Below are 22,630 nucleotides of genomic sequence, written 5' to 3' on the forward strand. Positions count from 1 at the left end.
AGCAGGGATGATACCGGTTCCGCGCCGGTCGGTATTTTTCGTCCCCCTTCCGGCACGGAAGAGTGGTGCCCACGCAAGGTTCGACCTTGCAGCGTGGGGCGGGGGCCTCCACGCCGATAGGGACTGACGAGGGGTAGTTCCGGGTCGGCGTGGAGGCACGCTCCCCCACACGTTCAGGGCCCCGCATCGCGGGGCCCTTTCCCGTGTCCCCGGCCTACTTCACGACGTCGGGATCGTCCGTCGCGACGGAGCTGTTCAACAGATACGGATCGCGATCCAGATAGGCCTTCGTCTCCCGGGCGATCAGACCCGACAGCACGAGCAGACCGATCAGATTCGGCAACGCCATGAGGCCGTTCATGACGTCGGAGAAGTTCCAGACCACCTCGAGCTGGGTGGTGGCACCGATGAACACGACGACCACGAAGACCGCGCGGTAGGGCACCACGCCGCGGCGACCGACGAGGCGTTCGACGCACCGCTCGCCGTAGTACGACCAGCCGAGGATCGTCGAGAAAGCGAAGAAGACGACCGAGATGGCAACGATCCAGTGACCCCACTCCCCACCGAGGCCGTCGGCGAAGGCGGCCGAGGTCATCGCGGCGCCCTGCTCACCCGACTGCCAGGCACCGGTCGTGATGATGACCAGGCCGGTGAAGGTGACCACGATGATCGTGTCGATGAAGGTCTGCGTCATGGACACCAGGCCCTGACGCACCGGGTGTGTGGTCTGGGCGGCCGCCGCGGCGATCGCGGCGCTGCCCATTCCCGACTCGTTGGAGAAGATGCCGCGGGCCACGCCGTAACGCAGGGCGATCATGAAGACCGAGCCGATGAAGCCGCCGGTCGCGGCGGTGCCGGTGAACGCGTCGGTGAAGACCAGCGCGAAGGCCTCGGGAATCTGGGAGAAGTTGACGGCGAGGACGACGATGCCGGCGCCCACGTAGAGCACGATCATGGCAGGCACGAAACTGGCGGTGACCTTGCCGATGGACTTGATACCGCCGAGCAGGACCGCCGCCGCGAGCACCGTCATCACGAAGCCGCTGAGCCAGGTGGGCACACCGAAGGTGCCGTCGAGCTGGGTCGCGACCGTGTTGGCCTGGGTCATGTTGCCGATGCCGAAGCTGGCGAGTACGGCGAACACCGCGAACAGCAGACTCAGGACGAGACCGAACTTGTTGGGGATGGCGCGGGCGAGGTAGTACTGCGGACCACCGCTCTGCTCACCCTTGGCGTCGGTGGTGCGGTACTTCACGCCCAGGAAGGCCTCGGAGTACTTGCTGGCCATACCGACCAGGCCGGTGATCCACATCCAGAACAACGCACCGGGACCGCCGAAGTAGATCGCGGTGGCGACACCGGCGATGTTGCCCACGCCCACCGTCGCGGCCAGCGCGGTGGTCAGGGCCTGGTACTGGGAGATGTCACCTTCGGTGGCCCCTTCGTCGTGGCGGGTGATCAGGCCCAGCCGAAGCGCGGGCCACAACTTGCGGAACTGGACGCCCCGCAGCCGCACCGTGAGCACCAGGCCCGTACCCAGCAGCAGCGGGATGAGCAGATACGGCCCCCACACCACCCCTGCAACCTCGACGAGGAAATCGTTCGCCGAATCCATCCGCGTCCTCCTGATCGTCGCAAGCCCCCGACAGCGTCCGACCGGCCGGTGACGTCTGTGCCTGGGACCCGGCAGAGTTTAGGCCTCCGTGGCACGGAGTGTCGTCGGACCCCACGACGCGTCCGATATGCGCTTTTCTCAGGCGCGACGTGCGTCCAGCACCGCGTCGTACAGTTCGCGCTTCGAGACGCTCGCGCCGGACGACTTCGATGCCGACTCGGCGACGACCGCGCAGGCGTCCTTCAGCCGCATCCCGTCCGCGACCATCCGTTCCACCTCGTCGACGAGGTCGACGGGATCGGTGGCGACCGCGACCGCCCCTTCGAGCACCACGGTGATCTCGCCGCGCGCACCCTCGACGGCCCATTCCGCGAGCTCGGCGAGCGTTCCGCGTCGCACTTCCTCGTAGGTCTTGGTGAGTTCGCGGCAGACCGCGGCCCGGCGCGTACCGCCGAGCACGTCGACGGCGTCGGCCAGGCACGCGGCGAGCCGGTGCGGCGCCTCGAAGAAGACCACCGCGCGGGGCTCGTGGACGAGCGTTCCGAACCACGCGCGGCGCTGCCCCGGCTTGCGAGGCGGGAACCCGTCGAAGCAGAACCGCTCCACCGGCAGACCCGACAACGCGAGGGCGGTGGTGACGGCGGACGGGCCGGGCAGACAGGTCACCGGCAGTCCGGCCTCGACGCACGCCGCGACGAGCCGGTAGCCGGGATCGCTCACCGAGGGCATCCCGGCGTCGGTGACGAGCAGAACCGTGCGGCCCTCCTCGATGTCGGTGACGAGGCCCGGCAACCGCGACACCTCGACCTGGTCGTAGAAGCTCACGACCCGCCCGGTGATGGTGACACCGAGCGCCGCGGCGAGCGCCTTGGTGCGGCGGGTGTCCTCCGCGGCGATCACGTCGGCGGTGCCGAGCGCGTCGCGAAGGCGCGCCGAGGCGTCCCCCACGTCGCCCATCGGAGTGGCGGCCAGCACGAGCCGGCCCTCTCCCGGATTCGCGCCCTGGACCGGTTTGGCTGCCTGCATACGGCTCAGCCTACGATCGGGAGGTGACCGTGACGGACCGCAGCCCTCGTCAGGCCCCGGACCGTAGTCCTTCCCAGGCCTCGGACCGCCGGCTTCTCGGTCCCGGCCCGCTCGTTCCCGCACCCGAGCCGCTACCCGGCGACCGGGCCCGCGGCTGGATCGTCACCGCCTTCGTCACGGCACTCGCCGCGATCACGCGATTCACGATGCTCAACTACCCCACCGACGCGAAGACGCCGGTGTTCGACGAGAAGCACTACGCCCCGCAGGGCTGGCAGGTGCTCACCGGCGGCTGGATCGAGGACAACCCCGGTTACGGGCTCGTCGTGCATCCGCCCGTAGGTAAGCAGCTGATCGCGCTCGGCGAGGCACTGTTCGGCTACAGCGCGTGGGGCTGGCGCTTCTCGGCTGCGGTCGCGGGTGTCGTGCTCGTACTGCTGATCGTGCGGATCGTGCGGCGGATGACCCGGTCGACGATGCTCGGTGCGATCGCCGGGCTGCTGCTCGTCGTCGACGGCGTGACCTTCGTGTCGTCGCGCCTGGGCATGCTCGACATCTTCCAGGCGGTCTTCGTCGTCGGTGCCTTCGGTTGCCTGATCGTCGACCGCGACGACGTGCGTGCCCGGATGGCCCGGGTACACGCCGAGGGCCGTGTCCTCGACAGTGTGTGGGGTCCGCGCTTCGGTGTGCGCTGGTGGCGCTTCGGCGCGGGCATTCTGCTCGGCCTGGCGATCGGCACCAAGTGGTCGGGTCTGTACTTCATCGCGTTCTTCGGGTTGATGTCCGTGGCCTTCGACCTCGCGGCGCGCCGCGCGTACCGGGTGCAGCGACCGTGGGTCGGGACGGCGCTGCGCGACATCGGCCCGGCGCTGTACGCCCTCGTACTCGTTCCGCTCGGCGTGTACCTGTCGACCTACTGGGCGTGGTTCGCGAGCGAGACCGGCGTCTACCGTCACGCGGTCGGCACGCGGATCGGGCACGACGGGATCTTCTCCTTCGTGCCCGACGCGCTGCGGTCGCTCTGGTACTACAGCGCGAGCGTCCTCGAGTTCCACTCCGGTCTGACGAACTCGGCCGGCAACCAGCATCCCTGGGAGTCGAAGCCGTGGACGTGGCCGATGGGACTGCGTCCGATGCTGTACTACTTCGCCGACGGCGAGCGGATCAGCGGGTGCGACGCCGAGCAGTGCGTCAAGGCGGTCATGCTGGTGGGGACCCCGGCGTTGTGGTGGGTGTCGCTGCCGGTCCTCGGGTGGGGGCTGTGGCAGGTGCTCGTCCGCCGCGACTGGCGGTGGGCCGCGGTGCTCACCGGCTACGGCGCGGGGATCCTGCCGTGGTTCGCGAGCCTCGACCGGCAGATGTACTACTTCTATGCGGTGCCGATGGCCCCGTTCCTCGTGATGGGTGTCGTGCTCGTGCTCGGCGACATCCTCGGTTCGCCCCACGCGTCGAACGAACGGCGGACGACCGGACTGCTCGTGGTGTGCCTGTACGTCGGGCTCGTCATCGCGAACTTCGTCTGGCTGTGGCCGATTCTCACGGCTCTGCCCATCACGCCGGAGCACTGGAACAACCAGCTGTGGCTCCCCAGCTGGCGCTGAGCGGAGCTCGGTTGCCGGCGCCGAGCGGAGCTCAGTTCGGTTCGTCGAGGACAGAGTCCTCGGTGGGCAGATCGACCTCGCGCTCGCTGTCGGAGCCGTAGCGGACACCGTCGAAGCGGCGGGCGAACCGCTCGTCGACGACCGCGAGGAAGCGCTTGAGCCGCTCGAGCAGATCGGACAGGTGGCGAGGCACGAACGGATCGCCGAGCAGGTCGACGGTGGCGACGAGCCGGTCCTCGACGAGCACCACCTTGATGTGCGGCCACGTCCGGTTCAATTCGGTGAGCTCGGCCAGCGCGTGGGTGCGACCGCCGTCCGGCGCAGCTCCGGGGAGGTCGTTCTCGGGGATCGCGTGCAACAGCGGCGCCCACAACCTGATGTTGCCGTCGTCGTCGATCGCGACGAAGACCACCTGGGAGTCGAGGACCACGACGAAGTCGCCGTCGGCGTCGACCGGCACAGGGCGGCCCACGGCGTGGGCGAGGGCGTCACTCACGCGCTCGCGCAGGTCGCCGAGTACGGACGGTGGGTGGGCCTGCAGGAAGGCCGGATGCGGCACTTCTCCACGGCCGCGCAGCACCGACACGATGTGCCGGGCGAGCATGTCTCCCTCGGAGACGGGCCGGGTGACCGACTCGGATCCGGTGACCTCCACGGTGGCGCGCCCACCGGAGCCCGCCCGCACCCGTACGCGGGCCGCGGTGCCCGAGGCGGTCTCGGCGTGCAGTTCGAAGGTGTCGGATCCGGTGAGTTCGGAGATGCGCCGGGCGAGCTGCGACGCGTAGCGGGTCCAGTCGCGGTCGAGGGTCTCGTCGAATCTGTCGGTGTCGGTCACGCGCACTCCTCTCGAAGAGCAACTGCCGGGCAGGCGACACCGTACTCGCGATGGGCGACAACTCACCGCAGGCACGCGGCGTCGTGTGTCACCCGTGATGCCGCCGTCCGACCGCCGCCCACACCGCGACCCGCGCCCCGCGTTCGAGGATGTCGACGATCGCGAATCCTGCCTGTGCGAGAACGGTGCTCACCGCCATCGAGACCGTCCCGGTGTCCTCCCCTGCCCCCGCCTCGTCGATCACCCACAGCTGTCCGTCGTCGGTCAGCAGCGGGGCGAGAGCGGCCACGGCCGTGGTGTCCGCGCGGAATTCGGGGACGTCCATCGCGTAGATGCGCGCGAACGTCTCGCGACGCACGAACTCGTGCACCCGGCCCGCGGTCGGCGCCACGCGTACCCGGGCGTCCGGACCGAGGCGTTCGGCGACCGCACCGGAGGCCGGTCCGGTATCGATCGCGAGAACGGACGTGCCCGGACGGAGATCGAGGACGTCGAGCAGGAACTCGACGCCCTCGATCCGGCAGCGCTCGGTCATTCGACCCTGCGCAGCGTCCGTTTCCTGCGTCCACCCGTGATGAGGGGGTCGCGTTGCAGATCCCGGTACAGCGACACGCACAACCCGATCATCACGAGGAGGAAGGGAGCGGCGGCGATGATCGTCATCGTCTGCAGGGCGTTGAGGGCTTCCGAGCCGCCGCTCCACAGCAGCAGTGCCGCCACTCCGCCGGTGAGTCCGCCCCAGAAGATCACCACCGTGCGCCGGGGTGTGAGGGTGCCGCGCTGGCTGAGAGTGCCCATGACCATCGATGCGGAGTCGGCCCCGGAGATGAAGAAGATGGCGATGAGCAGCATCGCGACGACCGTGGCGATACCGGTGAGGGGGAGGTTGCCGAGCATCCCGAACAGCTGTCCTTCGACGCTGTCGGCACCGGCGATGTCCAGGCCGTCCAACTGCTGTCCGATGCCGGCGCCGCCGAAGATCGAGAACCACACGAGACTGACCAGACTCGGGACGAGGATGACGCCCACGACGAATTCACGGATGGTTCGGCCGCGGCTGATGCGGGCGAGGAACATGCCCACGAAGGGCGCCCACGAGACCCACCATGCCCAGTAGAAGATGGTCCAGCTCGACAGCCACTCGCCCGCGGCGTCGTTGGATGCGGCAGTGCGGGCCGACATCCGGGCGAACTCGGCGGCGTACGCGCCGAGGGTGGTGGGCACGAGGTTGAGGATGAACACCGTGGGCCCGAGCACGAAGACGAAGAGTGCCAGGACGCCGGCGAGCACCATGTTGATGTTCGACAGGTACTGGATGCCCTTGGCCACGCCGGTGACGGCGGACGCGATGAACGCGAGCGTGAGCAGCGCGACGATCGCGACCAGCAGCATCACTCCCGCCGACTCGAGCCAGCCGGTGACCTCGAAGCCCGAGCCGATCTGCAGAGCGCCCAGGCCGAGGGACGCCGCAGTACCGAACAGGGTTGCGAACAGGGCGAGGATGTCGATGACCTTGCCGAGCGGGCCTTCTGCCCGGCGTCCGAGGAGCGGGATGAAGGCCGAGCTGATGAGCTGCTTGCGTCCCTTCCGAAAGGTGCCGTACGCGATGGTCAGACCGACGACGGCATAGATCGCCCAGGGATGCAGACTCCAATGGAACATCGAGGTCGCCATCGCGACACCGGTGCCGCCGTTGGTGCCGGGTGGCGGCTCGACGAAGTGCGAGAGCGGCTCGGCGACACCGAAGAACATCAGGCCGATACCCATTCCGGCGGCGAACATCATCGCGATCCAGCTGACGGTGCGGAACTCCGGTTTCTCGTCGTCCTTGCCCAGCGGGATCCGCCCGTAGCGGCTCAGCGCGAGCCAGATCGCGTAGAACACGAACGCGCTCGCCGTGAGCACGAACAACCAGCCGAACTCGACGACGACCCAGTCGAGGATGTTCCCGGTAACGGTTCCGAAGTTCTCGGTGGCGGCCAGACCCCACACCACGATCGCCGCGACCAGCGCGGCGGAGACGCCGAATACCACCTTGTCGGTCTGCGGCCGATGCGCCGCGGACTCGGCTACTACAGGAGCACCGGTGGCCGAGATCTCCTCGGACCCGGGCCGATCACCAGGGACGTTCATGCGACAAACCTTCCAAGTTTCGGCTGCCTTCGGAGCCGAATCACCGAACCCGAGGTAATCGTCACATTCCGGACGCGGTGTGCATACTTTCGCGCGCTGCCGACCGGCCGGTCAGCCCGCGCGCAGAGCGGCCGAGACGAAGTCGAGGATCTCGTCGTCGGACATTCCGAGTGCCCGCACCTCGGCCACGTACTCGTTGGTGGAACGCTGGGCCCGCGTGCGGGTGGGATCACCCGTATCGGCGACGAACGTCCCGGCCCGCCCGCGGGCCTCGAGCACTCCCAGCTTCTCGAGTTCGCGATAGGTCTTGGCGACCGTGTTGGGGGCGATGCCGAGCGTGTCGGCGAGGCCCCGCACGGTGGGCAGCTTCGATCCTGCGATCAGCTCACCATCGTGTACCAGATCGACGATGCGTCGGCGCAGTTGCTCGAACGGCGGGACCGGCGAGTCGGGATCGATGGTGAGGTCGAGCATTCTCGCAGGTTATCAGCGCTCGGGAACCCTCACGGGCGCTTCGGCCGAGGGCGCCTCGGCGGGGGCGTGATTGTAGTCGCCGGTCTCGAGCAGGTCACGGATCTGGATGAGAAGATCGGTCTCGCTCAGCGGCTCGTCCTCGGGCTCCTTCTCCGGCGCGAAACGTGCCTTGGCCGCGTTGACCGGCACGATGAGCACGAAGTAGACGACCGCCGCGATGATGAAGAAGTTGATCGCCGCGGAGATGACGGCGCCGAGGTTGACGAAGGTCGCGTCGTTCGACGAGAGAAGACGGAAGCCGAAGCCCATCTCGTTGTCGCCGCCCACCGCCGCGACGAGCGGGTTCACGATGTGATCGGTGAACGCCGTGACGATGGACGTGAACGCCGCACCGACGACCACTGCGACGGCGAGTTCGACGACATTTCCGCGCAGCAGGAAATCCTTGAAACCTTTGAACATGAGTGTTCGAGCCCCTTTTTCGGAGAGTTCGTCAAAAATGAGCGAAAGCCAACCGAACACCATAGTGGGCGCCGCGACGACCCTCAACAGAGACATCTCCGGCAACACGTCTCCGGGGAACCGCGTGCGCGCATTCCTCAGGGCACAATCGGTCCATGGCACACACCGCGACGATCTATCACAATCCGCGTTGCAGCACGTCTCGCAACACCTTGGCACTGCTGAAGGAGAACGGCCTCGAGCCGACGGTGATCAAGTATCTCGAGACTCCTCCTTCGCGGGACGAACTGCGCTCGTTGCTCGACGCGGCAGGACTTGCACCGAGCCAGGCGATCCGGAAGAAGGAATCGCTCTACAAGGAGTTGAATCTGGCCGAGGCATCCGAGGACGAACTGCTCGATTCGATGGTCGCGAACCCGATCCTCATCGAGCGTCCACTGGTCGTCACCGACAAGGGCACCGTGCTCGCCCGTCCTGTCGACAAGGTGCGCGAGATCCTCTGACGAGAACTACAGGACCGCCCGCGAGAGGGGGCACGACATGCATCGCGGACCGCCGCGGCCGGAACCGAGTTCCGACCCGGCGATCCGCAGCACCTCGACCCCGGAATCCTCGAGCCGGGTGTTCGTCTCGACGTTGCGTTCGTAGGCGACGACGACACCGGGCGCCACGGCGAGGGTGTTGTTCCCGTCGTCCCACTGCTCACGTTCGGCCACAACGGAATCCAGACCGGTGTCGATGACGCGCAGCTTCTCGATTCCCATCGCGTCGGCGGCGGCCTCGAGGAAGGGGCGCGGTCCCGAGATCTGCACCGCCCCGTTCTCACGGTGGATCGTGAAGGCCCGCAGGCTGTCCCGGATCGCCGGATACATCACCACCGCATCCACGTCGACCATCGTGCACACCGTGTCGAGATGCATCGACGCCCGCCGCTGCTCGATCGGAACTGCCAGCACCGTGTGCGCGAGTCCATCATCGAAGGCGCTGCGCGCCAGTGCTTCCGCACCGGCAGGGCTCGTCCGCTCCCCTACCCCGACGGCGACGACGCCGGGCGCGAGCAGCAACACGTCGCCACCCTCGACGGGCGCGGTGTGCGACTCGTACGCCCGTCGCACGTGAAGGAACTGCGGGTGGAAGGCGTAGATGAGGTCGGTGAGACTGGTCTCGCGCCGGCGGGCGGGCAACGCCAGATTGGGGATCGCCACGCGTGATCCGAGCCAGAACGACGAGTCGCGGGTGAAGAGCAGATTCGGCAGTGGCGCGATGGCGAAGTCGACCCCGTGGTGCATCAGGCGCACGAGGGACGGAGCCGCGCCGCTGCCCACCGCGGGCAGTTCGTCGAAGGTCATGCCCGCGATGAGGATCCGGGCGAGCTCGGCAGCGGGCAGGGCACGCAGATGGCCCGTCAGTTCCTCCGCGAGCGCGTAACCGAGGCGCTGCGCGTCGACGGCCGACGAGACGCTCTGCACCCGCGCGGCGCCACTGACCTCGAGCGTCTCGGTGAGCAGGTCGGCCAGCAGGTACACCTCGACCCCGCGGCTCCGCAGCAGCTCGGCGAAAGCGTCGTGTTCTTCCTGGGCGCGCGCCACCCACGGCAGGGCATCGAAGAGCAACTGGTCGTTGTTGCGCGGCGTGAGGCGTTCGAGTTCGGCGCCGGGCCGGTGCAGCATCACGGCGCGGAGTTCACCGACTTCGGACTCGACACCCCAGTGATGACTCATATGCTCACGGTATCGCGCAGGACGTCGGCATCCGGGTCAGGCGCGTCGAGTACGCCGACAACGATTACGAAGAACACACGGATCCGAGAGCACACGAAGGAGAATTCATGGCCGACGACCCGCTCGGGTGCCTGGCACCGTTCGCCGGGCGATGGACCGGAGGTGGCGACGGCCACTACCCCACCATCGACGACTTCTCGTACGACGAGACGATCGAGTTCGCCACCCTTCCGGGCAAGCCCTTCCTGATGTACGTCAGCCGCACCCGTCACCGCGCGGAGGGACGCCCGCTGCACACCGAGAACGGCTACCTGCGGCGCAGCGGGGACGACGTCGAACTGCTCGTCTCACAACCCACCGGCTTCGTCGAGATCCAGCGGGCCCGGCCCGACGGCGGCGTCCTCGAGTTCACGACGGTCACCCTGGAGCGGTCGCCCGACGCCAAGCCCGTGCACGAGGTCCGGCGGCGTTTCGAGATCGACGGCGATGTGCTCGTCTACGACCTGTGGATGGCCCACGCCGAGACCCCGCTGACGCACCATCTGCACGCCGAACTCCGCCGCGCCTCGGAATGATTCGGGTGGATCGGACCCCGCTGATCGGGGCTCGATCCACCGAAGTCGTCACTTCGTGCCGACGACGCGGCGGAAGTAGTCGTTGGCCGCCTGCATGACGAGGTTGTAGGGCGGGGCGAACTTGCGGGCCCACCAGTATCCGAACCGGGTGTCGAAGGACGTGTAGACCATGTAGCGGTTCTTCAGGATGCCGGTGACGATGCGCTCGGCCACCTTCTCGGGAGTCGCGGCGTGGCGGACGAACCGTTGGGTGAGCTTGCGGACCTCGGGACGATCACGGTCGACGCCGACGATCTGCACGGTGTCGACGAGCGGTGTGCGCACGGCACCCGGAACGACGAGAGAGACACCGATGCCGTCGCGCCGGAGGTCGAACCGCAGCACCTCGGACACTCCGCGCAAACCGAATTTGCTTGCGCTGTAGGCGGCGTGCCACGGCAGGGCGAGCAGTCCGGCCGCCGAGGAGACGTTGACGATGTGCCCGCCGCGACCTGCCTCGATCATGGCCGGCACGAAGTTCTCGATGACGTGGATCGGCCCCATGAGGTTGACGTCCACCATGAGCTTCCAGTGCTCGTGCTGCAACCGGTCGACCGTGCCCCACACCGACACCCCGGCGACGTTGGCGACGATGTCGAGCGACCCGCACGCCTCGTGCACGTCGCGGGCGAAAGCGGTGACGGCGTCGTAGTCGGAGATGTCCAGGGCCGCCGCGTGCAACACGGTGCCCCCGCGTTCGCGAACACTGCGGACGACGTCGTCGAGCGCCTGCTCCTGCAGGTCGGTGAGCACCAACCGGGCGCCGCGATCGGACGCGGCATGGGCCAGGGCGCGGCCGATTCCGCTGGCAGCGCCGGTCACAAGGAATCTGGTTCCACGCAGGTCGGTGATCGCCATGGCGACACCCTAGCGTCGCCGTGGCGACACGACGCTCCGGCGCGCCAGGGAACAACCGGGTGCACCGGAGCGACCTGTCTGCACCGGAGCCCGTCGCTACGGTGGGAGGAACTCAGAGTCGCTGCGCCATCTCCTCCTGGTAGTCCCGAACCGTGCGTTCGATCATCTCGACATCGTCGTGGCGGCCTTCGCTGCGCGCGAGATCGGCGCGCTCGCGCAGTACCCGGATCGCCCGACGCAACTCGTCGTCACTCATCCTGTGGTCCATGCCACACAGTCTGCCGGGTTCCGCGCGGACCCGCTACCGAATGCACCCGGAGACGACGAAAGCCTCGCCGAGGGCGAGGCTTTCGGGGGTGGAGCTGAGGGGAATCGAACCCCTGACCTCTTCGATGCGAACGAAGCGCGCTACCAACTGCGCCACAGCCCCGTGGGTTCCGAGGGAACCGACTCGCAAACTCTAGCAAACCACCCCGTCCATCACGAAATCGGTGTGTCGGTGCAGGTGACGAGCGGTTTCGTTGGCCTGTCCCGAAGACGGGCCGGGGCCCGCACCGATTCGGTGCGGGCCCCGCCGAAAGCATCGTCGGACGATCATTCCCCCACTGCGCGAGGAACGACGTAGTCGCCGGGTTCGTCGTGCCCGTCGCTCGCACGGACGTCGTATCCATGGTCGATGCCGTAGTCGTCCTCGTAGCGATCGAGGTGTTCGAACTCCGGGTCCTCGTCGTCGACCTCGAGGACGACGGCCCCAGGGCGGCGCAGACGATGCGGAACGTCGTGGTGATCGTCGCGGGCACCACCTGCGCGGGACCGTTGCAGTCGCGCGAGCCGACGACGCCGGATCTCCTGCTCGAGACGCACCTGGCGCCGCAGGTAGAAGAGGTAACCGACGAGAGCCACGGCTGCGAGGCCGGCCAACCACCACATGACCGAGGAGACGATCAGCGCGAGCGCCGACGTCATGATCGCAGCGATCAGCAGACCGAGGACGGCCCGCTGACGGAATTCGTATCGCGCTGCGCTGGCGACAGCATCGGCGTGCGGGTCGAATCCGCCGCGGCCCCGCCGTTGCGGGGCGTGTGCGCGGACGGACTCACGCTCGGGTGCTGCTTCGTCGTGGAATTCGGCCTCGTCGGAGTCGATTTCCGGTCGGTCGTCGAGTTCAGTGTTCATGCGGTCCTCCGCGGGGGTGCGGTGCGTGCGGTCGCGACTCGGACGCCAATGAGGATCGCTGCGGTGTCCGGCGGCCGGCCCGCGAGGGGCGATCGGCTCGTCGTCTCCGCGGTGCAGAACTCGAGTTGCGAGTGCGGCGTCGGTCGTCTGCCGGATTCGAGGACGCTTCGTGACCAGCATGGGCACCAGAACGAACAACCACACGGCCACGAGCCCGATCCACAGAAGCGAGTTCGGCATCCGGTGGTCCTCCCTCCAGTCGTCGCCCTACCAGCCCGTCGACGCCACCGACCTACATGAGGCTAATGGCATCACTGCGCTTACCTGTACAGAAACGCCGACTCAGTCGACAACAGAAGTCACTCGAGTCACGCGAAACCAACTGACACTTTCTTCACTCTAATCACAGAGATCCCACACTCGCTGGGGATTGTTACTCGAGTTACGAGTAACCTGCGTTACATATCGGACGAACCCGACTCGAGGCGGGAAGTGATCAGGACCAGGTCGCGCGACCGGCACGGACGAGACGATCCGAGACCGAACCCGGGACCTCCTCGACCGTCATCGCGACCAGCAGGTGATCGCGGAATCGGCCCTGGACGTCGAGGTAGCGTTTCAGCAGACCTTCCTCGCGGAACCCGACGTTGCGCAGCACGGCGCGGCTCGGCTCGTTCTCGGGCCGCACGGTGGCCTCGACGCGGTGCAGTCCGACGGGTCCGAAGCAGTGGTCGAGTCCGAGAGCGACGGCAGCGGTCGCGACACCGAGACCGTTGACCTCCTTCTCCACCCAGTAGCCGATCCAGGCCGAGCGCAGCGCTCCGCGCACGATGTTGCCCACCGTCAGCTGCCCGCAGAACCTGCCGTCCAGCTCGATGGCCATCGGCAGCATCAGGCCCTTGTGGGCCTCCGACCGCAGGCTCCGGTACAGCCCCGGCCACACCGAGATGTGATGGCGCATGTCCCACGGCGCCTCACCTGTCGGCTCCCAGGGCTCGAGGTGCGCCCGGTCGCGCTGACGTAGGCGACTCCACGCCGCGGCGTCGCGCAGCCGGATCGATCGGACGGTCACCACACCCCCGGCCACCCGCAGCGGCCCGAGTTCGGCCGGCCAGCCGGGATGACGGGACATCAACCACGCTGCCCGAGGAACGCCACGTCCACCGGGTCGCCCGTGCGGATCTCGGAGACCTCGGGGTCGACGATGACGAGACAGTTCGCCTCGGCGAGGGTCGCGAGCAGATGCGAGGACGATCCCGCCGCACCACCGAGCGCCTGCACGAGATAGTCGCCCGTCGTCTCGTCGCGCATGAGCTGCCCGCGGAGGAAACCCTTGCGGCCCGGGATCGAGGTGATCGGGGCGACCGTGCGAGCGGAGACGACCCGGCGCATCGGCTGCCGTCGGCCGAGTGCGATGCGGATCAGCGGCCGGACCATGACTTCGAAGACGACGAGCGCGCTCACCGGGTTGGCGGGCAGCAGGAAGGTCGGCACCTCGTCGCGGCCGAGACGGCCGAAGCCCTGCACCGAACCGGGATGCATCGCGATCCGTTCGACGCCCAGATCACCGAGATCGGACAGCGCCTCGCGGACCTCCTCGAGTGCACCGCCGCCCACGGCGCCGGCGATGACGACGATCTCGGCGCGGATCAGCTGGCCCTCGACGACCTCGCGCAACCGCTTCGGATCGGTACTCGCGATACCGACCCGGTTGACGTCGGCTCCGGCGTCGCGCGCGGCCGCGGCCAGCGCATAGGAGTTCACGTCGTACACCTGCCCCGGCCCGGGAGTGCGGTCGACGTCGACGAGCTCGCCGCCGACGGAGATGACCGACAATCGTGGACGCGGGTGCACGAGCACCTTGTCGCGGCCGACCGCGGCGAGCAGACCCACCTGGGCCGCCCCGATGATCGTCCCGGCTCGCACCGCGATGTCGCCGGGCTGGACGTCGTCGCCGGTGCGGCGCACGTAGTCGCCCGAACGCACCGGTTCGAGCACCTTGATGCGCGCGGCACCCCCGTCGGTGTTGTCGAGCGGCAGCACCGCGTCGGCGAGTGTCGGCAGCGGCGCACCGGTGTCGACGCGCACCGCCTGCCGGGGCTGGAGCCGGATCGGCTGACGCGAACCCGCGCGCACCTCGCCCACGACGGGCAGGGTCACCTCGGCGGATGCGGACTCGCCATCGGGATCGCGACTGTCGGACGCGGCCTGGAGATCGACGCTGCGCACGGCGTAGCCGTCGATCGCCGCCTGGTCGAATCCGGGTAGGGGCCGCTCGGTGACCACTTCCTCCGCACAGAGCAGACCCTGGGCCTCGGAGATGGCCACCCGGACCGGCCGGGGTGCGACTGCCGCCGCCGTGACCCTGGCCTGCTGATCCTCAACCGACCGCATACCGCTTCTCGTCCTCCAGCCCGTCCGCAGTCAGCGCTTCAGGCGATCGACGAGCCACTCGCGCAACGAGGGCCCGTACTCTTCCGTGTTCAACGCCGAGTCAACCGCAGCGCGCAGGTAGCCCCCGGGATTTCCGAGATCGTGTCGGGTGCCGCGGTGCACCACCACGTGGACGGGGTGTCCCTCGGAGATGAGCAGGGCGATGGCGTCGGTGAGCTGCAGTTCTCCCCCGGCTCCGGGCTCGATGCGTCGCAGCGCGTCGAAGATCGCCCGGTCGAGCAGATAGCGGCCGGCGGCGGCGAAGGTCGACGGTGCGTCCTCGACCGCAGGCTTCTCGACCATGCCGAGCACCTTGAGCACGTCGGGATTGGCGGCATCCGGCACGACCTCGACGTCGAAGACGCCGTAGGCGCTGACCTGATCCTTGGGCACGTCGATCGCGCACAGCACGGAACCGCCACGCTTGGCGCGGACGCGTTGCATCGTCTCGAGCACGCCGACCGGTAGCACGAGGTCGTCGGGTAGCAGCACGGCGATCGCATCCTCGTCGGGATCGAGCGCCTGCTCCGCGCACGCCACGGCGTGACCGAGGCCGAGCGGCTTCTCCTGGATCACGGACTCGACCTCGAGCAGCCCCTGGGCCTTGCGGACCTTGGCGAGGAGCTCGTACTTGCCCTTCTCCTCGAGCTTGGACTCGAGGACGAGGTCCTCGACGAAGTGCGCGACCACACCGTCCTTACCCGGCGCGGTCACGATGAGAAGGCGTTCGGCACCCGATTCGGCAGCTTCGCCCGCCACGAGCTCGATGCCGGGCGTGTCGACCACCGGAAGGAGTTCCTTCGGGACCGTCTTGGTCGCGGGAAGGAACCGCGTCCCCATACCTGCTGCGGGGACAACCGCGGTCTTGAAATGCCGCGTGCCTCCGGTCGTACTGTTCGTCATAGACTCCCACCCTAAACTTCGGCCACCGAGGACGGTGGTTCGGCGATCGTAAGGCGCAGACATGCCCCCACCCCCGAAAGCGGTCTGGCGTGACCGCATTCTTACAGCTCGGCGCGAGTTGGGTGTCGCGAGGCGCAGAATCGAGGACACCGCGCTCGCCACGATGGCCGCGTCGCTCGCGCCGGCGGGTTCGGTGGTGTGCGCGTACGTGCCGGTGGGTTCGGAGCCCGGATCGATCGCACTTCTCGATGCCCTGACCGAGGCAGGGGTGACGGTGCTCGTGCCGGTGACACGCACCGGCGAACCCCTGTCGTGGGCTCGCTATCTCGGAGAGAAGACACTGCTGGCGGCCGATTTCGGGCTGCGGGAGCCCGGTGGCGAGATCCTCCCGCCCGAGGCAGTGGCCGAGGCCCACACGGTGCTCGTCCCGGCCCTGGCGGTGGACGCGCGGGGCGTCCGCCTCGGCCGCGGCGCCGGCTTCTACGACCGCACCCTGCACCTGGCCGCGCCCACCGCCGCGATCATCGCCGTGGTGCGCGACGAGGAACTCGTCGACGAGCTCCCCGAGGACCCCCACGACATCCGCATGGGCTGGGCGCTGACACCCGGGAAAGGGCTGGTCCGGCTCGGTAGCGACGACCGTGCGGAACAACACACTCCCTAGCGTCGTTGGCACTGTCGGCGGTAGAGTGCCAAGACTGCCGTACGACGAATGCTGCGGTACGACGAACTGGCGGAGGATCAACCGGTGCCCACCTACTCATATGCCTGCACGACCTGCGACAACAAGTTCGACATCGTGCAGTCCTTCAGCGACGATTCCCTGACCGAATGCCCGCAGTGCGAAGGCAAGCTGCGCAAGCTGTTCAACTCGGTCGGCATCGTGTTCAAGGGCAGCGGCTTCTACCGCACCGACTCCCGCAGCGGCAGCACCGCGAGCGAATCCGCGTCGACGAGTTCGAGCAGCTCCTCCTCGAGCGACAGCAGCTCGTCGTCGACCAGCTCGTCGACCAGCTCCTCTTCGGCACCCGCTGCCGCCGCGAGCTGACCTTCCGGGACTCTTTGTCCACAGGCGGTCGAGTCATCCACAGACCGCCGCTTCCGAGAGCCCACGGGGGCCGACAGGGCACTCCGACCTCCTAGGTTCGGGGCATGCCCGTCGGCCCCTTCTCGTTCCACCAGCGTGAGAACACGCGTCCGCATCGTTCCGCGGGTGCCTCGCTGCAGCCCACGCTCCCCGACCGGTTCGCCGAACTCCTCCGTCCCGGCTGGTCGCGCATCGTCCGGGCCCGACGGATCGCGGCCGGACTGCTCGCCGCGCTGGCAGTGATCCTCGCGGTGCGCGGCGACCCCGACAGCGATCGCGTGGGTGTCGTCGTCGCGGCGAGAGATCTCGCGCCCGGGCACACTCTCACCGCCGACGATGTCGCGCATGTGGATCGCGAGCGGTCCGCTCTCGTCGCCGGGACGCTACGTGAGGTCGACGGCGCCGTGGGCCATATCCTCGCCGGTCCCGTCCCGGCGGGTGAACCGCTCGTCGACACCCGCCTCCTCGGCCCGCGCCTCGCCGTAGCGGCCACCGGTTTCGCCGACGCACGCGTGGTGCCCATCCGGCTCGCCGATGCCGGGGTGAGTGAACTGCTCCGTGAGGGCGACCGCGTCGACGTCCTCACCGTCACGGACAGCGCCGACGGCCCCTTACCCGGTGCGCACGTCCTCGCCCGGGGTGCGGTGGTGGTGCTGGCCGAATCCGGCGGTGCGGCGCGGGATCGGAACGAGCGGGTCGTGCTGGTCGCGCTGGAACCCGAATCTGCCACGGCGGTCGCGGCGGCGTCGCTCGTCAGCGCTCTGACCGTGACGCTCCACTGAGTGTCTCGCTCGTTTTCCCAGCGCAATCCCCTCGAGGAACCGACCTGGCGGTTTATCGTGTGGACGTCCGTGTGACCCACCTCATGTGCGCGGCTCCGGCGGACAGGCCGCGAGAAGGAGCACACCATGCTGAAGGGCTTCAAGGACTTCATATTGAGGGGCAACGTCCTCGATCTCGCCGTCGCGGTCGTGGTCGGTGCGGCATTCACGGCGATCGTCACAGCGTTCACCGCGAACATCATCGAGCCGCTCATCAGCGCGATCGGCGGCGACAACGAGATGGGCTGGGGCTTCGAGATCGTGAGCGGCAACCCGGAGACCTTCGTGAACATCGGCGCGGTGATCTCCGCGATCATCAACTTCATCATCATCGCCGCCGTCGTGTACTTCGTGCTCATCGTCCCCGCCAATGCGGCGAAGAAGAAGTTCGTCACCGAGCCGGAGGACAAGCAGGCCAGCGCCGAGGACCTGCTCATCCAGATCCGCGACATCCTCGAGGCACAGGCCGGCCAGGCGACTCAGGGCGCTCACGCCAAGCCCAACCCGGGCATCGAGTAGGTGCTCGACGACGAAAAAGACCGGGCCCGCTCGAGATTCGAGCGAGCCCGGTCTTGTGATGCTGTGTTCGGCGTGAGCCGGACGTCTATTTAGACGGTCCAGGGAGCGCCGTAGGTGGTGACGTTGTCGCCGTTGGCCGTGATGGCGCGGACGAACGGACGGACCTGGACGGCGCCGAGGACGCCGGAGGCGGTGCCGTGGACGTTCGAGAACTGAACGGTCTTGAAATCACCGTCGAACTCGCCCTCGGCGACGACGAGCTCCTCGATGCCCGGAGCCGGGGTCAGCTCGAGCTCGGCGTAGGCCTGCGGGAGGATGTCGGTGACCTTGGCGGTGACGTCGCCGCTGAGCTTAGCGTCCACACCCAGGCCCGGGGTCGAGTAGGTCACGCCGATGGCACCGTCGATGCTGCCGGCCCATGCGAACTGGTAGCCGAACTGGAAGGTGGTGCCCTCGGCGTCGGCAGCGCCCTCACCGATCAGGTTGGCCGTGCCGCGGCCGTTGTGGAAGAACTCGCGGTTGAACGGGCTGCCGCCGAGAGCCGGAACACCCTGGATGAAGGTGTCCTCCTGGGTCACGACGACCTCGAGGCCGTCGGAGACGATGCGGTTCTGGTCGTTGACCTCGGCCGAAGCGGCACCCGAGGCACCGAGCACCAGACCGAAGGCGGCGGCACCGGCGACGGCGGCGTTACGAGCGGCCTTGAAGCCACGCGACTTGATTCCCATGATTACTCCGTTTGTGGTGGTGGGGACTTCTTGCGGGATGGCGCGGAGCAGGACTAGAGGGTCCAGACCTGGCCGTAGGTGGTGACGTTGTCGCCGTTGTCGGTGATGACGCGGACGAACGGACGGACGGAGACCGGACCGATGACGCCGGTCGCAGCACCGTGGACATTGGCGATCTGGACTTCCTTGTAATCGCCGTCGAACTCACCCTCAGCCACGACGATTTCTTCGATGCCAGGAGCCTGACTCAGTTCGATGCCAGCAGTAACCTGAGGCAGAATGCTGCCCACGCCGATGTCGGTGGACTGGTGCTCATACTCGCCACCATCCTCGATAACGGTCCAGAGCTTCTTGCCGTCCTTAGTGCCGTCGACGGTGGCCTGGACTCGCTTCTCTTCGTCCACGACGACGCCCGAGTAGTCGACGTATTCGCCAGCAGGGTTCTTCAGCCAGACTTCCTCGACCGTGTCCGAATAGCCATAACCGAGGTCAGTGCCAAGCTCAGGAGAAGTCCAATTGAAGCCGATTGCCCCGTCGACGGATGCCGTCCACGCGACCTGGTAGCCGAACTGGAAGGTCGAACCCTCGAAGTCCGCCGCCTCGGGGCCGACGATGTTGGCGATGCCGCGGCCGTTGTGGAACCACTCACGGCTCAGCGGGCTGCCACCGATCGGGGGCACACCGTTGATGAAGGTGTCCTCCTGCGTGACGATGACCTCGTGGCCGTTGGAGACGATCCGGTTCTGGTCGTTGACCTCGGCACCTGCGGCGCCGGCCGATCCGAGAACCAGACCGGCCACAGCAGCTGCTGCCACCGTGGCGTTGCGGGTGGCCCGGAAGCCACGTCGCGTCTGAATCTTCATGAATGCCTCATCCGTTCTCTGCGTGCCGGGTTGCGCACCGCGTCCGACAACAAGTAGTCGCCCTGTCGCCCGCGGGCCGCTGTCCACAGCGAACACACCGGCGGATCAGCCGCCGGTGTGTCGGTACGTCCATCGTCCGCACGGTTTTGCTTTACCGATTCGTGACCGAGCCCAGGCTGTGAAGCCTGGGCTCGACCGGTTTGAACCTGAGAGGGAGATTAGACCGTGACCATTCCTAGAGCAACGCCTAGCTTTCGTAACGCTCCGGTATAGGCGCGGCGCAGACCACGCGCTCAGCGAATCACCGAAGCGGGCAAATCGGGCGCCTCCCGGGGTGGAATATGTAACCTCGGGTTACACGTACGTGACCCGACCAGCGCCACATCGGCGCAGGTAGAAGCCACATTCTTATTGCACCCGGAGTGCAGGACAAAATGCCTTATGTGACCGGAAACACAGATCACAAACATCGCACGGACCAGACGGAGGTGAACGGATCGTTGCGGCGACGTTTCGTTGCGGTCGACAACGGGTTGGAATCCGGTTGAGCGCAACTCGACGTCAGTGATGCAGATCACTAACCGGAATGGTGTGGAGGCACCTGCCTGCGCAGCCATTCGTCCGAGCCGCCACCGCCACCGCCGGAGTCGCTCTCGCCCCGTTCGTCGCGTGTCGTCTCGGGAAGTACATCCCCGAAGATGCGCGCCAGCCGCGCCCGATCGATCCGGGCACGGCTCTGCTGCTGCTCGCCGGTCACCTCGTCGTGCGAGGGATCACGGTCGTCGGACACGGCGTCGTCACTCCTCCATCCAGGACAACTCTTCGATGACGTGCGCGGCGAGAGGCAACAACGTCGCCATCCCGTCGCGGATGGCGGGACGCGACGACGCGAGGTTCACCACGAGCGTCGACCCGGAGACACCCACGAGGCCACGGGAGAGACCGGCGTCCATCGCGCCCGACGCCAGGCCCGACGACCGCAACGCTTCGGCGATGCCGCGGATCTCGTGGTCGAGCACGTCCTCGGTCGCGTCGGGCGTCACGTCGCGCGGGGTGACGCCGGTACCACCGACGGAGATCACCAGATCGACGCCGCCGATCACCGCGGTGTTGAGCGCATTTCGGATCTCGACCTCGTCGGCAGCGACCGTCACGACACCGTCGACGGCGAAGCCACCTTCGACGAGAAGCTCCGTGACGAGCGGACCCGCGGAGTCCGGACTGTCGCCGTGGGAGACGCGATCGTCGACGACGACGACGAGTGCGCGGCCTTTTCTGGGAGCTTCGAGTTCCATGAGGTCCACGGTAGTTTGCGGCTCGAAAGCATGCGGCTCTTGTACGGGAATGTGAGCTATGTCCATGTCGTTCCTCATCGTCCGGCCGAATCCGACGCAGTCACCACGTCGACTGTGGTCTCGTTGCCGTCGGGCGTCTTGTAGGTGATCTTCACGGTGTCCCCCGGCGCGCGGGATCGGATCGCCGCGATGAGCGAGTCGCCGTCGGTGACGACCCGATCGTCGATCCGGACGATGATCGCGTTGTCGGGGATGCCGGCTCGGTCGGCCGGCCCGTCGGGCACGACCTCCACGACGCGCGCACCGTAGGCGTCGTCCCGGGACGGAACCTGGACACCGATGATCGCGTGCGTCGCCTTACCCGTGTCGACGAGTTCCTGCGCGACACGCCGGGCCTGCTCGACGGGGATCGCGAAACCGAGGCCGATCGAACCCGACTGTCCGCCGGCCGTGGCGATCGCGGTGTTGATACCGACGAGACGGCCTTCCATGTCGACCAGCGCACCGCCGGAGTTGCCGGGATTGATCGCCGCGTCGGTCTGGATCGCGTCGATGACCGACGCCTGATTGGCGTTGTCCCCGCTCGTGGACACGGGCCGATTGAGCGCGGACACGATGCCCGCCGTCACGGTGCTCTGCAGTCCGAGCGGTGATCCGACGGCCACAACCTCCTGGCCTACTGCGAGATTCTCCGAACCACCGAGTTCGATGGGAGCGAGATCGGTGCGCCCTTCGGCCCGGATGACAGCGATGTCCGATACCGCATCCGCACCGACGACCGTCGCCGGCGCGGTGGACCCGTCCGAGAAGAAGACCGTCAGCTGTGCCCCCTGACCTCCACCCGCCACGACGTGGTTGTTGGTGAGGATCAATCCGTCCGAGGACAGGACCACGCCCGACCCTTCACCCGCGCCGGTGCGTCCTGCGACCTCGATCCGCACGACGCTCGGCACGACCTTGTCGGCGACGGCCTGCACGCTGCCCTCGGGGGCGGCGGCGACCGTCTGGGTTTCGGGCTTCGGAGCGTCGAGGGAGTTGACGACCGGTCCGGACGAATCGCGCACCGACCACGCGCCGACCGCGCCACCGATACCGCCGCTCACCAGCGCGAGCGCGATGGCGCCGACGGCGAGGGCGGAGCGACCCGGCATCCGGCCGGATCCCGTGGCGGGCGGCGGAGGTGACGGCTGCTGGGATGCCTGCGGGTAGGGGCCGGTGTATCCGCCGGGTCCGTACGGATGGGGTTGCGGTTGCGGTTGCGGTGTTCCCGCACCGCGGGTGGGATCCTCACTCATTCGTCACTTCGCCTTCGTCCGCCAGGGCCACCGGACGCACGCGGGTCGATATCGGCGTGCGGTGGCCGATCGTGCGGGGCGCCTCGGAAGCACCCCGCTCTTCTCCGTCCAGCATGGACCGGAGAGCTGAGAGTCGCCTCAGAAGTACCCGCGATTTCCCTGTCGAAT

General features: G+C 67.8%; 26 protein-coding genes and 1 tRNA gene. 7 read left to right on the top strand and 20 right to left on the bottom strand.

Going from position 1 to position 22,630, the window contains the following annotated elements; all coding sequences use genetic code 11:
- Positions 1 to 214 precede the first annotated feature (214 nt).
- Together GON09_RS12510 and rsmI are read right to left on the bottom strand one after the other, a co-directional pair.
- Positions 215 to 1,618 (bottom strand): alanine/glycine:cation symporter family protein, encoded by a 1,404-nt coding sequence (locus GON09_RS12510; RefSeq protein WP_213932054.1) that lies wholly within the window; start codon positions 1,616 to 1,618, stop codon positions 215 to 217.
- Positions 1,619 to 1,756: 138 nt separating this feature from the next.
- Positions 1,757 to 2,644: a 16S rRNA (cytidine(1402)-2'-O)-methyltransferase gene (rsmI, locus tag GON09_RS12515; RefSeq protein WP_213932055.1), complete on the bottom strand. Its 888-nt coding sequence runs from the start codon at positions 2,642 to 2,644 to the stop codon at positions 1,757 to 1,759.
- A 23-nt stretch (positions 2,645 to 2,667) separates the two neighbouring features.
- Between rsmI and GON09_RS12520 the strand changes: the two genes are divergently transcribed.
- A complete protein-coding gene (locus tag GON09_RS12520; protein WP_374195314.1) occupies positions 2,668 to 4,245 on the top strand; it encodes a dolichyl-phosphate-mannose--protein mannosyltransferase in 1,578 nt (525 codons plus the stop codon).
- A gap of 31 nt (positions 4,246 to 4,276) precedes the next feature.
- On the opposite strand, the gene GON09_RS12525 is transcribed toward GON09_RS12520, so the two are convergent.
- The 5 genes from GON09_RS12525 to mscL (GON09_RS12545) all read right to left on the bottom strand — a co-directional run bounded on the left by GON09_RS12525 (position 4,277) and on the right by mscL (GON09_RS12545) (position 8,149).
- The gene (locus GON09_RS12525) at positions 4,277 to 5,080 is read right to left on the bottom strand and encodes a T3SS (YopN, CesT) and YbjN peptide-binding chaperone 1 (protein ID WP_213932056.1); all 804 of its coding nucleotides are present in this window, start codon (positions 5,078 to 5,080) and stop codon (positions 4,277 to 4,279) included.
- A gap of 88 nt (positions 5,081 to 5,168) precedes the next feature.
- Positions 5,169 to 5,615: a hypothetical protein gene (locus GON09_RS12530; RefSeq protein ID WP_213932057.1), complete on the bottom strand. Its 447-nt coding sequence runs from the start codon at positions 5,613 to 5,615 to the stop codon at positions 5,169 to 5,171.
- The gene (locus tag GON09_RS12535; protein ID WP_213932058.1) at positions 5,612 to 7,213 is read right to left on the bottom strand and encodes a BCCT family transporter; all 1,602 of its coding nucleotides are present in this window, start codon (positions 7,211 to 7,213) and stop codon (positions 5,612 to 5,614) included. The genes GON09_RS12530 and GON09_RS12535 overlap by 4 nt, the downstream gene beginning before the upstream one ends.
- A gap of 111 nt (positions 7,214 to 7,324) precedes the next feature.
- Entirely contained in the window at positions 7,325 to 7,687 is a 363-nt protein-coding gene (locus GON09_RS12540; protein WP_213932059.1) for a GntR family transcriptional regulator, read from the bottom strand.
- 12 nt (positions 7,688 to 7,699) lie between these two features.
- Positions 7,700 to 8,149, bottom strand: coding sequence for a large conductance mechanosensitive channel protein MscL (mscL, locus tag GON09_RS12545; protein WP_213932060.1), 450 nt, complete (start codon positions 8,147 to 8,149; stop codon positions 7,700 to 7,702).
- 155 nt (positions 8,150 to 8,304) lie between these two features.
- On the opposite strand from mscL (GON09_RS12545), the gene arsC reads away from it, so the two are divergent.
- Positions 8,305 to 8,652 carry an arsenate reductase (glutaredoxin) gene (arsC, locus tag GON09_RS12550; protein WP_213932061.1) on the top strand — a complete coding sequence of 116 codons (348 nt, stop codon included), beginning with the start codon at positions 8,305 to 8,307 and terminating at the stop codon, positions 8,650 to 8,652.
- 6 nt (positions 8,653 to 8,658) lie between these two features.
- Here arsC and GON09_RS12555 read toward each other — a convergent pair whose 3' ends face one another.
- A complete protein-coding gene (locus tag GON09_RS12555) occupies positions 8,659 to 9,870 on the bottom strand; it encodes an arginine deiminase (RefSeq protein WP_213932062.1) in 1,212 nt (403 codons plus the stop codon).
- A 107-nt stretch (positions 9,871 to 9,977) separates the two neighbouring features.
- Between GON09_RS12555 and GON09_RS12560 the strand changes: the two genes are divergently transcribed.
- A complete protein-coding gene (locus GON09_RS12560) occupies positions 9,978 to 10,445 on the top strand; it encodes an FABP family protein (protein ID WP_213932063.1) in 468 nt (155 codons plus the stop codon).
- A gap of 48 nt (positions 10,446 to 10,493) precedes the next feature.
- On the opposite strand, the gene GON09_RS12565 is transcribed toward GON09_RS12560, so the two are convergent.
- The 7 genes from GON09_RS12565 to GON09_RS12595 form a co-directional block, all read right to left on the bottom strand.
- Complete coding sequence (locus GON09_RS12565) at positions 10,494 to 11,342, bottom strand: SDR family oxidoreductase (protein WP_213932064.1); 849 nt, start codon at positions 11,340 to 11,342, stop codon at positions 10,494 to 10,496.
- A 112-nt stretch (positions 11,343 to 11,454) separates the two neighbouring features.
- Positions 11,455 to 11,598 carry a hypothetical protein gene (locus GON09_RS12570; RefSeq protein WP_165369243.1) on the bottom strand — a complete coding sequence of 48 codons (144 nt, stop codon included), beginning with the start codon at positions 11,596 to 11,598 and terminating at the stop codon, positions 11,455 to 11,457.
- 101 nt (positions 11,599 to 11,699) lie between these two features.
- Positions 11,700 to 11,772: transfer RNA gene (locus GON09_RS12575), tRNA-Ala, on the bottom strand.
- A 164-nt stretch (positions 11,773 to 11,936) separates the two neighbouring features.
- The gene (sepX, locus tag GON09_RS12580; protein ID WP_213932065.1) at positions 11,937 to 12,758 is read right to left on the bottom strand and encodes a divisome protein SepX/GlpR; all 822 of its coding nucleotides are present in this window, start codon (positions 12,756 to 12,758) and stop codon (positions 11,937 to 11,939) included.
- A 256-nt stretch (positions 12,759 to 13,014) separates the two neighbouring features.
- Positions 13,015 to 13,650 (bottom strand): GNAT family N-acetyltransferase, encoded by a 636-nt coding sequence (locus GON09_RS12585; RefSeq protein ID WP_213932066.1) that lies wholly within the window; start codon positions 13,648 to 13,650, stop codon positions 13,015 to 13,017.
- A complete protein-coding gene (gene glp, locus GON09_RS12590; RefSeq protein WP_213932067.1) occupies positions 13,650 to 14,912 on the bottom strand; it encodes a molybdotransferase-like divisome protein Glp in 1,263 nt (420 codons plus the stop codon). Before glp ends, GON09_RS12585 begins: the two co-directional genes overlap by 1 nt.
- A gap of 30 nt (positions 14,913 to 14,942) precedes the next feature.
- The gene (locus tag GON09_RS12595) at positions 14,943 to 15,854 is read right to left on the bottom strand and encodes a UTP--glucose-1-phosphate uridylyltransferase (protein WP_213932068.1); all 912 of its coding nucleotides are present in this window, start codon (positions 15,852 to 15,854) and stop codon (positions 14,943 to 14,945) included.
- Between the two features lie 61 nt (positions 15,855 to 15,915).
- Here GON09_RS12595 and GON09_RS12600 point away from each other — a divergent pair, with 61 nt between their 5' ends.
- The 4 genes from GON09_RS12600 (at position 15,916) to mscL (GON09_RS12615) (ending at position 18,281) form a co-directional block, all read left to right on the top strand.
- The gene (locus GON09_RS12600) at positions 15,916 to 16,518 is read left to right on the top strand and encodes a 5-formyltetrahydrofolate cyclo-ligase (RefSeq protein ID WP_213932069.1); all 603 of its coding nucleotides are present in this window, start codon (positions 15,916 to 15,918) and stop codon (positions 16,516 to 16,518) included.
- 84 nt (positions 16,519 to 16,602) lie between these two features.
- Positions 16,603 to 16,902: an FmdB family zinc ribbon protein gene (locus GON09_RS12605; protein ID WP_213932070.1), complete on the top strand. Its 300-nt coding sequence runs from the start codon at positions 16,603 to 16,605 to the stop codon at positions 16,900 to 16,902.
- Between the two features lie 104 nt (positions 16,903 to 17,006).
- Complete coding sequence (locus tag GON09_RS12610; protein WP_213932071.1) at positions 17,007 to 17,723, top strand: SAF domain-containing protein; 717 nt, start codon at positions 17,007 to 17,009, stop codon at positions 17,721 to 17,723.
- A 126-nt stretch (positions 17,724 to 17,849) separates the two neighbouring features.
- Positions 17,850 to 18,281, top strand: a complete 432-nt coding sequence (gene mscL / locus GON09_RS12615; RefSeq protein WP_213932072.1) for a large-conductance mechanosensitive channel protein MscL — start codon at positions 17,850 to 17,852, stop codon at positions 18,279 to 18,281.
- Between the two features lie 89 nt (positions 18,282 to 18,370).
- On the opposite strand, the gene GON09_RS12620 is transcribed toward mscL (GON09_RS12615), so the two are convergent.
- The 5 genes from GON09_RS12620 to GON09_RS12640 all read right to left on the bottom strand — a co-directional run bounded on the left by GON09_RS12620 (position 18,371) and on the right by GON09_RS12640 (position 22,462).
- Positions 18,371 to 19,009 carry an MspA family porin gene (locus GON09_RS12620; protein ID WP_213932073.1) on the bottom strand — a complete coding sequence of 213 codons (639 nt, stop codon included), beginning with the start codon at positions 19,007 to 19,009 and terminating at the stop codon, positions 18,371 to 18,373.
- A 53-nt stretch (positions 19,010 to 19,062) separates the two neighbouring features.
- Positions 19,063 to 19,872 (bottom strand): MspA family porin, encoded by an 810-nt coding sequence (locus GON09_RS12625; RefSeq protein WP_213932074.1) that lies wholly within the window; start codon positions 19,870 to 19,872, stop codon positions 19,063 to 19,065.
- 577 nt (positions 19,873 to 20,449) lie between these two features.
- Entirely contained in the window at positions 20,450 to 20,662 is a 213-nt protein-coding gene (locus GON09_RS12630; RefSeq protein ID WP_213932075.1) for a hypothetical protein, read from the bottom strand.
- A gap of 7 nt (positions 20,663 to 20,669) precedes the next feature.
- Complete coding sequence (locus tag GON09_RS12635) at positions 20,670 to 21,167, bottom strand: MogA/MoaB family molybdenum cofactor biosynthesis protein (RefSeq protein ID WP_016932331.1); 498 nt, start codon at positions 21,165 to 21,167, stop codon at positions 20,670 to 20,672.
- A 74-nt stretch (positions 21,168 to 21,241) separates the two neighbouring features.
- Positions 21,242 to 22,462 carry a S1C family serine protease gene (locus tag GON09_RS12640; RefSeq protein WP_213932076.1) on the bottom strand — a complete coding sequence of 407 codons (1,221 nt, stop codon included), beginning with the start codon at positions 22,460 to 22,462 and terminating at the stop codon, positions 21,242 to 21,244.
- Positions 22,463 to 22,630 lie beyond the last annotated feature (168 nt).

This window comes from Rhodococcus sp. B50 (assembly GCF_013602415.1).
GTDB lineage: Bacteria > Actinomycetota > Actinomycetes > Mycobacteriales > Mycobacteriaceae > Rhodococcus.